This window comes from Leeuwenhoekiella aequorea, assembly GCF_004104375.1.
Lineage (GTDB): Bacteria > Bacteroidota > Bacteroidia > Flavobacteriales > Flavobacteriaceae > Leeuwenhoekiella > Leeuwenhoekiella aequorea.
Genome location: NZ_QOVM01000005.1, coordinates 22,335 through 34,868, shown reverse-complemented (window position 1 = coordinate 34,868; position 12,534 = coordinate 22,335). Strand labels below are relative to the sequence as shown.

The 12,534-nt window shown below is 34.7% G+C and carries 9 protein-coding genes and 1 pseudogene; 5 read left to right on the top strand and 5 right to left on the bottom strand.

The genetic code is table 11. The features are described 5' to 3' along the window. Window positions 1–182: 182 nt before the first annotated feature. Window positions 183–1,313 (top strand): DegT/DnrJ/EryC1/StrS family aminotransferase, encoded by a 1,131-nt coding sequence (locus DSM00_RS11260; protein ID WP_128758119.1) that lies wholly within the window; start codon window positions 183–185, stop codon window positions 1,311–1,313. A gap of 70 nt (window positions 1,314–1,383) precedes the next feature. On the opposite strand, the gene DSM00_RS11255 is transcribed toward DSM00_RS11260, so the two are convergent. Next, complete coding sequence (locus DSM00_RS11255) at window positions 1,384–1,941, bottom strand: nitroreductase family protein (RefSeq protein WP_128758118.1); 558 nt, start codon at window positions 1,939–1,941, stop codon at window positions 1,384–1,386. 250 nt (window positions 1,942–2,191) lie between these two features. Here DSM00_RS11255 and DSM00_RS11250 point away from each other — a divergent pair, with 250 nt between their 5' ends. Continuing rightward, window positions 2,192–4,153, top strand: coding sequence for an OmpA family protein (locus tag DSM00_RS11250; RefSeq protein ID WP_128758117.1), 1,962 nt, complete (start codon window positions 2,192–2,194; stop codon window positions 4,151–4,153). 65 nt (window positions 4,154–4,218) lie between these two features. Here DSM00_RS11250 and DSM00_RS11245 read toward each other — a convergent pair whose 3' ends face one another. Continuing rightward, window positions 4,219–6,885 carry an AsmA family protein gene (locus tag DSM00_RS11245; RefSeq protein ID WP_128758116.1) on the bottom strand — a complete coding sequence of 889 codons (2,667 nt, stop codon included), beginning with the start codon at window positions 6,883–6,885 and terminating at the stop codon, window positions 4,219–4,221. A gap of 17 nt (window positions 6,886–6,902) precedes the next feature. Next, window positions 6,903–7,595 carry a queuosine precursor transporter gene (locus DSM00_RS11240; RefSeq protein WP_128758298.1) on the bottom strand — a complete coding sequence of 231 codons (693 nt, stop codon included), beginning with the start codon at window positions 7,593–7,595 and terminating at the stop codon, window positions 6,903–6,905. 127 nt (window positions 7,596–7,722) lie between these two features. On the opposite strand from DSM00_RS11240, the pseudogene folK reads away from it, so the two are divergent. Both folK and DSM00_RS15755 read left to right on the top strand, forming a co-directional pair. Continuing rightward, window positions 7,723–8,115: pseudogene (gene folK / locus DSM00_RS15760) on the top strand (2-amino-4-hydroxy-6-hydroxymethyldihydropteridine diphosphokinase); the annotation flags it as partial. Between the two features lie 57 nt (window positions 8,116–8,172). Beyond that, window positions 8,173–8,850 (top strand): deoxynucleoside kinase, encoded by a 678-nt coding sequence (locus DSM00_RS15755; protein ID WP_317127841.1) that lies wholly within the window; start codon window positions 8,173–8,175, stop codon window positions 8,848–8,850. Between the two features lie 8 nt (window positions 8,851–8,858). Here DSM00_RS15755 and DSM00_RS15605 read toward each other — a convergent pair whose 3' ends face one another. Next, the gene (locus tag DSM00_RS15605) at window positions 8,859–8,990 is read right to left on the bottom strand and encodes a tetrahydromethanopterin S-methyltransferase subunit G (protein WP_206633804.1); all 132 of its coding nucleotides are present in this window, start codon (window positions 8,988–8,990) and stop codon (window positions 8,859–8,861) included. Window positions 8,991–9,114: 124 nt separating this feature from the next. After that, on the bottom strand, window positions 9,115–9,654 hold the full coding sequence (locus tag DSM00_RS11230) for a TrmH family RNA methyltransferase (RefSeq protein ID WP_128758114.1): 540 nt from the start codon (window positions 9,652–9,654) through the stop codon (window positions 9,115–9,117). Between the two features lie 170 nt (window positions 9,655–9,824). Here DSM00_RS11230 and mutS point away from each other — a divergent pair, with 170 nt between their 5' ends. Next, the gene (gene mutS / locus DSM00_RS11225) at window positions 9,825–12,446 is read left to right on the top strand and encodes a DNA mismatch repair protein MutS (RefSeq protein ID WP_128758113.1); all 2,622 of its coding nucleotides are present in this window, start codon (window positions 9,825–9,827) and stop codon (window positions 12,444–12,446) included. Window positions 12,447–12,534 lie beyond the last annotated feature (88 nt).

Sequence of the window (12,534 nt, the reverse complement as noted above, 5' to 3'; positions counted from 1 at the left end):
TGCAAAAATAGCGTTTTACGCTAAAAAAGGAATTGCTTAGCGGATTGTTATTTTGTATTTTTGCTAACCAGAAAAGCAACCGATTTTAGATAATAGTCATCTTGATTATTTTATAGTTTTAATGCTAAAGCATTATCTGTAACCTTGATGATCATCGTGCTTTTTTTGCTGAATAAAAATCTATGAGAAAAATTCAAATGGTTGACCTTAAAGGTCAATACGAACCTATAAAAGAGCAAGTAAACCGCTCTATTCAAGAAGTAATTGACACAACTGCATTTATTAATGGTCCCGAAGTTCATTCTTTTCAAAAAGAACTTGAAGAGTACTTAGGCGTAAAACACGTAATCCCTTGTGCAAACGGCACAGATGCACTACAGATTGCGATGATGGGACTTGGCCTAAAACCTGGTGATGAAGTTATTACAGCAGATTTTACATTTGCAGCAACCGTAGAGGTGATCGCGTTATTGCAACTTACCCCAGTACTTGTAGATGTAAATCCACACGGTTTTAATATTGATGTAGATGCAATTCGACGTGCTATTACTCCAAAAACAAAAGCCATCGTGCCAGTCCATCTTTTTGGTCAGGTAGCCGATATGAATGCCATAATGGAAATCGCTAAAGAGTATAATCTATATGTAATAGAGGATAATGCTCAGGCAATTGGTGCAAATTACACTCAAAAAGATGGCACTACCGTAAAAACAGGAGCCATTGGACACGTAGGGAGCACATCATTTTTTCCATCAAAAAATTTAGGTTGTTATGGTGATGGCGGAGCAATTTTCACTAATGATGATGATCTTGCTCATACCATTAGAGGGATTGTAAATCACGGTATGTATGAACGTTACCACCACGACGTGGTAGGTGTTAATTCTAGATTAGATTCTATACAAGCTGCAGTATTACGCGCAAAATTACCCTTACTAGATAGTTATAATTTTAAAAGAAGAGAGGCTGCCAGAAAGTATTCTCAAAAATTATCACATCACGACAAGATCACAGTACCTATGATTTGCGATGTTTGTGACTGTCACGTATTTCATCAATATACATTGAGATTAAAAAATTCTGATCGTGATGCGTTAGTTAAGCATTTAAATGCAAATGATATCCCATGTGGTGTGTATTACCCAATTCCACTTCACAAACAAAAGGCATATGCAGATTCACGTTACAATGAAGCAGATTTTCCTGTAACAAATATGCTTGTTGAAGAAGTTATATCGCTGCCTATGCATACAGAGTTAGATGATGAACAAATAGATTATATCACTAAAACTATTCTAGAGTTTCTAGACTAGTTGATAGAATTTTAAAATGCAAAACCCGGAAAGTACTTTCCGGGTTTTTGCATTTTATCAACACCAAGTTTTACTTCCAGGTGATTTTATCTTCAATAGGAGTACGCACACCTTCATTTGCAGGTCCACTAAAAGAACCCAGATAGAAAAATCCAAGGCAACGCTCCCCTGCACTTAATTGTAGTTCATCTGATAGTTCTGAGATAAATCCTGGAGAACTCCAGTAACCACCAAGACCTAATTCTCCTGCAGTTAACCACATATTTTGAACAGCCATAGCCACTGCAGCAATTTCTTCCCACTCTGGAATCCTCGCTTTAGGATCACGTTGCATGCAAATTGCGATTACTGCTCCACTTTGCATCACCTTCTCAATACTCTTATTCAATTTTAATTCTGAAAAATTTTCTGGAGTAGTTGTTTTTGTATAACCAGATCTTAATATTTCAGTAAGTAGCTCCAGAGCATCATCTTTAAAAATTTTAAATCTCCAAGGTTCTGTTTTAGCATGATTGGGCGCCCAATTTGCAGCCTCAAGTAATGTTGCGATTTTATCTTTCGAAATAGGTTCTGCATTAAACTGATTAGGAAACACAGATCTCCGACTTTTTATTTTATCTAGTATCATAATTTAATTTTTAAGCAAATATAAGATAGATATTAAACGAGAAATTAATCTGTTTATTTATTAATTATATTTATAAAAAGTTGATTTTTTTAACTCTTTTACTACTAAACTACTAATGCATTAAATATCTGAAAAACAGTTAAAACACCCCGATTAAAATAGCTTTGTAATAGTATATTTGACTGGTATAATTTTAGCTATATTTAACCCCTCCTACGTCCCCCGATTAAATTTTAAAAAACTCAGTCATATGCGAGTTAGAATGAAACAGTTATTTACCCTGGTGGTACTTTTTGCAATGCCCTTTTGTTTTTTTGGGCAGGATAAGGAATTGAACAAAGCAGACAAAAAATTTGAGAGCTACGCCTTTATAGATGCTCAAAAAATTTATTTGAGACTAGCTAATGAGGGCTATGAGTCTGAAGAGTTGTTTCAAAAACTCGGAGATTCATATTATTTCAATGCTAAATACGAGGAAAGTGCTAAATGGTTTGATAAGTTATTTAATAAATATCCTGAAACTATAACTCCTGAGTATGTTTTTAGATATGCTCAATCATTAAAAGCACTTCAGCAGTACGATAAATCTGATGAGATGATGAAAGAATTTCGTCGCCTCAAAGGAGGTGATTCACGTGCTGAACTTTTTAATAAAGAACCCGACTATCTTGAAGAGATAAGCTACAGTGATAGTGAATATGAGGTTGAAAATCTAAGAAGAACAAATTCGCGCTATTCAGATTTTGGACCTATGATTTATGAGAATAAACTTATTTTCTCGTCTTCAAGAGATACCGGAACGGGAAAAAAATATATTCACACCTGGAATAACGAACCCTTTTTAGATTTTTATCAAGCACCTATAGATATTGAAACCGGTGATCTTGGAAAAGTAGAAAAGTTTGCTGAAAATATAAATACACGCTTTCATGAGTCTTCACCATCATTTACCGCAGATGGAAATACAATGTATTTTACACGTAATAACTTTAGTCAAGGCGTAAAGCGAGCAGATAAAAGCGGAACTATACGATTGAAGATTTTCAAATCTGTAAAGCAAAATGGCTCTTGGGGCACTCCCAAAGAATTGCCATTTAACGATGACAATTATTCGGTATCACATCCATCGCTTAGTCCAGATAATAAAAAACTATATTTTGCTTCAGATATGCCAGGTAGCGAAGGATTATCTGATATCTGGGTAGTTGACATTTTAGGAGATAATGAATACAGCGAACCTAAAAACCTCGGACCTATCATTAATACGGAAGGCCGAGAAAATTTTCCATATATCAGTAAAAAAGGAAATCTTTATTTCTCATCAGATGGCCGTCCTGGCTTAGGGGGTTTAGATATTTATGTAGTTGCTACTAAAAAAAATGGTGATGTTGCGTATGTAATTAATTTAGGGAAGCCTATTAATAGTCCGCAGGATGATTTTGGATTTATCGTTGATGAATATAACAACACTGGATATTTTTCTACCAATAGATATTTTGGAATGGGAAGTGACGATATTTTCAAATTTTCAAGAACACCGGTACCTCTACCCGTTTGTGAAGTTGCAGTTACTGGTACAGTAAAAGACAAGTTAACTTTATTACCTATTCCTACGGCAACCGTGAGTGTGGTAGATCTAAATGGGAAGACAATAGAGACGACGACAGTAGATGCACAAGGTAGATATTCCTTAAATCCATTGTGTGATCAGGAAATACTTATTAGAGCAGAAGAACCTAATTATTATGCTGCAGAACAGTTGATAACAACTCCTAAAGCAAATGGAGATTCTATGGTGGTTGATTTATTATTGGAGCCTAGAATTACAAAAATTAATCAAGGAGATGATTTAGCCAAATTGCTGAAACTTAATCCTATTTATTTTGATTTTGACCGCTTCAACATACGTCCTGATGCTGCAATAGAGCTCGTTAAAGTTCTTGCCGTAATGGAAACCAATCCTAGCCTTGTAATTGAAGTAAGATCCCATACAGACAGCCGCGGAAACGACAGTTACAACCTAAGCCTGTCTGATAAACGCGCACGTTCTACCGCAGAATATATTATAAGTAGAGGAATTGATGCCAGTAGAATTTCAGGTAAAGGCTTCGGAGAAACCGAATTGATAAATGACTGTGGTAATAATTCTGATTGTACCGAAGAGCAACACCAATTAAATAGAAGGTCAGAATTTATAGTGATAAGCTTCTAACCTTATTAATAAGTACATATAAAAAAAGCACCCAATGGGTGCTTTTTTATGCAATATAAAATCACTTAATTATTTCCGGTTTTAGTAGTATCTGCAGCTTTAGACTTTTTACCAAATAAACCTCCCAGAACATCTTTGACTACCGTTGTGGTAGAGGGTTTAGTCACAACTGAATCTTTTGGTTTATTGACAGTCGCTGATGTATCTTGAGCTGTCTTTTTACCACCTAGCAAACCTCCTAGAACATCTTTAATTTTATCTTCACCCTGCTGTTGAAGTTTTCCTTTTTGAGTAGCTACAATTTGCTGAGTAAGGTTTGTAACTGCTTGTTGCATGTTTACATTTACTTGCGGACTTGTAAAACTTCCCGATAAGTTTACCGGTAAATCTACTGTGTACTTATCTAAATCGGTATTGCTTAGACTTGACAACGTACTTCCGATTTTTGAACCTAAGAAAGTACCTGGCACTTTCAAATTTAATACGTAATTAATAGTATTCTCAAGACTATGTGTTCCGCTAACACCCACGTTGATGCCCTTCACATTAAAATCAAATGGCTTTACGGTTACCAGACCCTCATTAAAACTCAGTTGGGTTTTTAAATTACTAAGGTCTATACTTTGAAGATTAATAAAATCTAATTTTCCATCGAGCGCATTTAGTAATTTCATTTTTTCAGGATCAACTTTCACCGTAAGTAATTGAGCAAGGGCATTACCTCCTAAAGAAGAAAGAACGGGAGTTAAATCATCAGACAAGTTTCCTTTTAGACTTATTGTTGTATTCAATGCACCCTGTAGTGCCTTTGCAATAGGCGCAAATTGCTGAAGCATTTCTAAACCTTCAAAAGATTTACTTATATCTACACTTTTGAGATTGAGATCCATCCCAAAGGTTGGCGTTGCAGTTTTTGTACTTACATTTCCTTGTAATGCGATTGCTCCTCCAAAAATATCTGACTGAACATTATTTAAGCTAGCTGTCTCATCTTTAATGGTAATATTTCCTTTTACATTAGAAAGAGTAATATTATCATAAAGAACTTTTCCGGCAGAAAAATCAATTCCAGCATCTAAAAATGATGGGATTTTTATTGATGCCTGTTTAGAAGTTGCTGTTTTAGTTTTAGCTTCTGTAGAAGTAGTAGTTTGGGCTTCTATCACGCTAAAATCACTTAAACTAATTGTTTGAGAATTGACTGAAAAACGCCCTTTTAAATCTTGCTTAGAAAGCAAAAATGGGATTAAATTTTCAATGGTACCTTTTGCAGACAGATCTGTCTTACCTGTTTGTGCAGTCAGGTTCTCGATGGTAATTGTTCCCGGATTAAACTTCACATTAGCCGCTGCAATATTAAGCGGATTAGGCAACTCTGGAGATACGTATTTAAAATCTTTTAAATTAGCCGTACCGCTACTTTTTATATTTTGATACTGCTCTTTATCTACACTTTCCATATCAAAATTGGCGGTCATATCTACGGTAAGCATTCCGTTAAGGTCTTGATCGAGTTCCAGTGGATAAGCCTTTTCAAGGTTGGCCAGATTTAACCTTCCTTTTAAAGCCAAATCAATTAACGGATTTGTGGTTAAACGATCTATTCGCCCTTTTGCATTAAAGACATCCTCATCTATTCTAAGATTTAAATTCCCCAAACTTAAGTAAGTGTCTTCAACAATTCCGGTTTCATTTAAAATCTGCATATCAATTACAATATCTTCTACCGTCTTAGGCAAATCAGGATATTTAAAAGAGGCATTGTTTGATTTTACCTGAATATCTAATTGAGGAATATGTGTTTCATCAACAATACCATTAATTTTTCCGTTTACAGTAAAATCACCGGTAGTGATTACACCATCAAGATTTTTTGCATAGACTTCAGGAATTACAGCCAAGAAATTTTTAAAATCACTTGAGGGTGTCTCAAAAGCAAGAGCCAGCTCATTATTGGTTTCATTTATTTGTACAAAACCAGCAAAAACCAGGGGTAATTGATTCACAAGCAATTCGTTTTCTTTAAACGTATATCGCTGCTCTGGTAAATTCATCTCGATAAGCGCATCTAATTTTATTTTATTATTATTTAGATAATTAACGCCATCAAAATTGAATGAAGCTAAGGCTTCCGTTTTAGTATCTAAATTTGAGACAGCTGCAGAAAAGTCACCCGTCCCCTCGTGATTTACTTCACTAAGCCTTAAATAAGTTTTAGTGCTTTCATCTAAATAATTTATCCGAGAATCATTCAGCTCATAATGCTGAATATCAAACTTAAAACTCCCGCTATTGTCTGCTATAGTATCTTGTTCTGGCGTGTCGCTTTCTTTAGCAATGTCATAATTAGCGTTACCTAAACTATCTATCTTAATATTTATAAGAGCTCTGTTCAATTTTATCGCATCTAATGCAATAGGATTTCCTGATGAAGTTTTGAATAGCTGCATAACTCCCATATCAAGTTGAAGTAACTCACCGCTGGCTAAAGTATCTCCTGCAAAAGGCTCTTTATTTACAATGCTGAAATTTTTTACCTGCACCGCAGCATCTGGAAAACTTGAAAATAATGTGAGATCAAAATCTTCCCAGGCCACAGTGGCATTAATATTTTCGTTTATAGATCTTTTTAATAAATCTTCTAACTGGCTCTTAAATAAAAAAGGAGCTGCAATGAGAGCCACGATCAAAACGACCAATGTGATTCCCACAATTTTAAATATCTTTTTCATAATGTGTTCTAAATTTTTTATTCTTGTTGAAACGTAACAATTTCTGAACCTAATTCTTGATTAGGCGCAAGATTAAATCGCTTTCTAAATATATAAACGCCTAAATACATAAATGGCGTATCACAAAGTGCAATAAGAACTTTAAATAAAAAACCACTCAATAACAAAGCACTAAATCGCTCCCATTCAATTTTTCCAAAACTACATAGTAACAGTAGTACTGTTATCGTATCTAAAAACTGACTAAAAAAAGTTGAAAAATTATTACGTAGCCATAAATGTTTACCTCGAGTCAAGCGCTTCCAAAAATGGTAAAGTTGAATATCTATATACTGAGCAAATAAATAAGCCAGCATAGAGGCAAGAACTGCAACGGCTGTAGCTCCAAACACCGTATTAAACAAAGCGTCATTTACCGGAGACCAGTCGGTTGCCGGTACCGCAGCAGAAGTATATATAATAAGTAATGAAAAAAGCGAAGCGAAAATACCTGCTGTCACGACTTGGTTAGCCTTCTTTTTACCATAAATCTCACTCAACAAATCGGTTATTAGAAATGTAATGGGATACGGCAAAATACCTACAGAAATTTCAAAACGATATAATCCAAAAAAATCCCAATAAAAAAACTTTTGAAAAATAAGATTAGAAACCACCAGAGAACAAATAAATAAGGCTCCCAAAATAAAATAAATACGGTAAGCTGCCATTGCATCTCTTTGGCTTATTGAGGCTTGCGTCAAACTCTTGAATTTATTAGGTTCTAGTGGTCAAAATTAGCAGAATGTACATCGCTTTTACTTAAATTGCTCTTAAATTATTTAACATTACAGACTCATTAAAGCGCTACAAAACATACTCTTATCTCTAGGAAGCAATCAAGGAAATTCATTTGAGAATCTCCAAAATGCCATTGATGAGATATTTCTAAAAATTGGAAGTGTTTCCCAAATATCTCCAGTTTATAAAACGAAGTCCTGGGGATTTGAAGGTGAAGATTTTCACAATTGTGTTATTGCTATTCAAACCCGTCTAGCAGGTGAGACTGTTATTGACCTTATCTTAGAAATTGAAGCAGCTCTTGGACGCACGCGTTCTACAGACTCAAACTACACAAATCGTATAATAGACATCGATATTCTATTCTATGGCGATAAGATTTACAATTCTCAAAAGCTAGAAGTACCGCACCCCAGATTACATCTTCGCAATTTTGTATTATTTCCTCTTAATGATGTAGCGACATCATACGAACATCCTATCTTAAAAAAAGAAATAGGCCAGTTATTGAAAGAAACTACAGATAAAGAATCACCCGAAAAGCAACAGAGGTGGCTTAAGAATCCGCAAGAAGTCTACAATTTGAGCGCTTACAATTATATTGCAATTGAAGGTAATATAGGAGCTGGTAAAACCACATTGGCAACAATGATTTCTGAAGATTTTAATGCTAAACTTATTCTGGAACGTTTTAAAGACAATCCCTTTCTTCCTAAATTTTACGAAGATCAATCTCGCTACGCATTTCCATTAGAAATGTCATTTTTAGCAGATCGCTATCAACAACTACTGGATGATATAGGCCAATATGATTTGTTTAAAGATTTTATGATAGGAGATTATGATTGCTATAAATCGCTAATCTTCGCAAACATAACCCTTACAGAAGAAGAATATAGCCTTTATAAAAAATTGCACGGCATTATGTACAGAGAGATCGCCAGACCTGATCTGTATGTATATCTATATCAAAATCCGGAGCGTTTACTAGAAAACATTAAAAAGAGAGGAAGAACTTTTGAGCGGGATATTTCAGAAAATTATCTTTTGAAAATAAATAAGGGCTATCTGAATATGATGAAAAACAGTAGCCCTGATAAAATTAAAATAATTGATATTTCTGAGCTCGATTTTGTTCAAAACAGAGCGGATTATTTATCGATTTTAAATCTGATAAATAGCTAGTTTATTTATTAGTAATAAATAAAGCTTAACAAGGCGATCATAAAGGCCAGACCAATTACTATTCCTAGCATTACTCCTAGCTTGCGCCCATCTTTTGCACCTTTTTCGTAGGATGCATAATCAAAATTTTTAACGTTCATTATGTTGGGATTTTATTAAGTCGGTAACGCAAAAATGACATAATAAATTTCAAACATCGACGAGTTTAGGAAAGTATTAATATAATTTTATATTCTTTAACAATTTGTATTTTTAATAATAATACTAATTACTTTTATTCATCTTTGACCACAGATCCCATAAAACGATACCCGCACTTACTGAAATATTAAAAGAGTGCTTTGTTCCTACCTGCGGAATTTCAATAACCACATCAGATACATCGATCACGCTCTGTTTCACCCCTTTAACTTCATTACCAAAAATTATTGCAAGTTTAGAAGCGGCTACATACTCAAACTTGTCAAGCATAACTGAGTTCTCGGCTTGCTCAATTGAGGCTATTTTAAAATCCATCGATTTTAACTCTGCTATTGCGTCTAGTGTATTCTCAAAATATTTCCAGCTTACGGTTTCGGTAGCTCCTAGTGCAGTTTTTGTGATTTCTTTATTGGGTGGTTGTGCACAAATACCACACAAATAAACAGCTTCAATAAGAAAAGCATCAGACGTTCTAAAAACGGAACCAATATTATTGAGACTTCTAATATTATCCAAAACAATAATTATGGGAGTTTTCTCAGCCTTAATAAATTCGTCAACAGACTTACGATCCAGTTCGCTATTCTTCAATTTTCTATTCATTCAGCAAAAATACATTTTCAACAAATTTATGATTTAAACTATCTTATAAAGTTTGAGAATTGAATGTAATTGTTGAAAAAAACAAATAACATTTAGTCTGCATATAGGCACATCGAGCTGATATTCTATAAATTTATCCTCGCTAAGATTTAACACGGCAAATACGCTATATGGCTAAGAAAAAAGAGAAAACTGTCACTCCTTTAATGAAGCAATACAATGGGATAAAGACAAAATATCCTGATGCTTTATTATTGTTTAGAGTAGGTGATTTTTATGAAACCTTTGGGGAAGATGCAGTTAAAGCTGCTGGAATTCTTGGCATAATTCTCACAAACAGAAATAATGGCGGCGAGCGTACAGAGCTAGCTGGTTTCCCACATCATTCTTTAAATACGTATTTACCAAAACTTGTCAAAGCAGGTTGTAGGGTTGCCATTTGCGATCAATTAGAAGATCCTAAAACAACCAAAACCATAGTTAAAAGAGGAGTTACAGAATTAGTAACTCCGGGAGTTGCTTTAAACGACGAAGTTTTAAATGCTAAAACTAACAATTTTTTAGGTGCTTTACATTTTGGAAAGCGACTTATCGGTCTTTCATTTTTAGATGTTTCTACCGGCGAGTTTTTAACAACCCAAGGAGATATCGCTTATATTGATAAGTTGCTTCAGAATTTTAATCCTAGTGAGTTATTAATTAGTAAAAGCAATAAAACTGATTTCAAAAACAGCTTCGGTACCGATTTTCATATTTTCTACCAAGAAGATTGGGTTTTTAAAATTGACTTTGCCAGAGAAAGTCTTAATAAACATTTCAACACTAAGTCTCTAAAAGGTTTTGGTATAGAAGATATAGATGAAGGAATTATCGCTGCAGGTGCTGCCCTTCACTACTTGAGTGAAACGCAACATCATAAATTACAGCATATTTCAAGAATAGGTCGTATTGCAGAGGATGCATATGTCTGGATGGATCGTTTTACCATTCGTAACCTAGAGCTCTATCAAGGAACCTCAGCAAAGTCGATAACTTTATTAGACGTAATCGACAAAACGATATCGCCTATGGGCGGTCGTTTACTTAAACGTTGGCTGGCACTACCATTAAAATCAATTGCGCCTATACAAGAGCGGCATGAGATTGTAGAATACATCTTAAAAAACCCTGATTTTTATAATAAGCTTTCTCAACACATTAAGAAAATAGGCGACGTTGAGCGTTTAATTTCAAAAGTAGCCACAGGGAAAGTTACACCACGAGAGATAATTCAGCTTAAGAATTCACTTGAAGCTATGGTTCCTATAAAAACATTAGCTCAAAATTCAGAAAATGAAGCTCTTCAGATTTTAGCTGAAAAAATAAATAATTTAGACCATTTAAGAGCTAAGATTAAAGAGACTCTCACCGAGGAAGCACCTGTGAATGTTCTTAAAGGAAATACGATCGCAACAGGTTTTCACGAAGAATTAGATGAACTAAGAGGTCTTGCAACTTCAGGTAAAAATTATCTAGATAAAATGCTCGCCAGAGAAACCGAGCAAACCGGGATTACCTCTTTAAAGATAGCTTCAAATAATGTTTTTGGTTATTATATTGAAGTTCGTAATACGCATAAAGATAAAGTTCCTAATACCTGGATACGCAAACAAACATTAGTTAATGCAGAACGCTACATAACAGAAGAACTTAAAGAATATGAAGCAAAAATTCTAGGAGCAGAAGAGCGTATTTTAGCTATTGAACAGCAACTTTTTAACCAACTAGTTACGTGGATCACACAGTTCATAGATCCCGTGCAAACAAATGCTACTACTATTGCGCAATTGGATTGTCTTAGATCATTTACTTGTCTTGCTAAAGAAAATGATTACGCAAGACCTACGATCGACGAGACTTTTGAGTTAGAAATAACTAATGGGCGACATCCGGTTATAGAAAAGCAATTGCCACTGGGAGAAGCGTATATAGCAAATGACACCTACTTAGATCGCGATAAGCAGCAAATGATAATGATTACCGGTCCCAATATGTCTGGTAAATCTGCAATATTAAGGCAAACCGCACTTATTGTTTTACTGGCTCAAATAGGAAGTTTTGTTCCGGCCAGCGCGGCACGCATAGGTCTAGTAGATCGAATTTTTACGCGTGTGGGAGCAAGTGATAACATCTCGATGGGCGAATCTACTTTTATGGTAGAGATGAATGAAACAGCGAGTATTCTAAATAATATTTCAGACAGAAGTTTAGTCTTACTAGATGAGATAGGTCGCGGTACCAGCACCTATGATGGAATCTCGATTGCCTGGGCGATAAGTGAATACCTTCACGAGCATCCTGCAAGACCAAAAACATTATTTGCCACCCATTATCACGAACTTAACGATATGGGCGAAACATTTCTACGTATAAAGAACTTCAATGTTTCAGTTAAGGAGTTAAAGGATAATGTTTTATTTCTTAGAAAATTAATCCCAGGAGGTAGTGCGCATAGTTTTGGTATACACGTTGCTAAAATGGCAGGAATGCCTCAGCAGGTATTACATCGAGCAAACAAAATGCTTCAGAAATTAGAAAATTCTAGCCGCAAGGAAGAAAACCAAAAAGTTTTAATTGAAAATAGTGAAGACGAAATGCAGTTAAGCTTTTTTAACCTTGACGATCCGTTACTTGAAGAAATTAAAGAGGAAATACTTCATATTGACATAGATACGCTCACTCCTGTAGAAGCTTTGATGAAATTAAATGAGATTAAAAGAATGCTTGTAAGAAGTAAAAAAAATAAGGCTTGATAAAAGTTTTATTTTTTTTTGAAAATTGCTTTGTAGATTGAAGAATTCTTGTAAATTTGCATCCGCATTAAGCGAGACAGTTTAATGA

What these genes read in the sequence shown, in the direction of transcription:
- DSM00_RS11255 (WP_128758118.1), bottom strand. Translation starts at nt 1,941, where the DNA reads ATGATACTAGATAAAATAAAAAGTCGGAGATCTGTGTTTCCTAATCAG.
- DSM00_RS11230 (WP_128758114.1), bottom strand. Translation starts at nt 9,654, where the DNA reads ATGAATAGAAAATTGAAGAATAGCGAACTGGATCGTAAGTCTGTTGAC.
- DSM00_RS15605 (WP_206633804.1), bottom strand. Translation starts at nt 8,990, where the DNA reads ATGAACGTTAAAAATTTTGATTATGCATCCTACGAAAAAGGTGCAAAA.
- DSM00_RS11245 (WP_128758116.1), bottom strand. Translation starts at nt 6,885, where the DNA reads ATGAAAAAGATATTTAAAATTGTGGGAATCACATTGGTCGTTTTGATC.
- DSM00_RS11260 (WP_128758119.1), top strand. Translation starts at nt 183, where the DNA reads ATGAGAAAAATTCAAATGGTTGACCTTAAAGGTCAATACGAACCTATA.
- DSM00_RS11250 (WP_128758117.1), top strand. Translation starts at nt 2,192, where the DNA reads ATGCGAGTTAGAATGAAACAGTTATTTACCCTGGTGGTACTTTTTGCA.
- DSM00_RS11240 (WP_128758298.1), bottom strand. Translation starts at nt 7,595, where the DNA reads ATGGCAGCTTACCGTATTTATTTTATTTTGGGAGCCTTATTTATTTGT.
- mutS (WP_128758113.1), top strand. Translation starts at nt 9,825, where the DNA reads ATGGCTAAGAAAAAAGAGAAAACTGTCACTCCTTTAATGAAGCAATAC.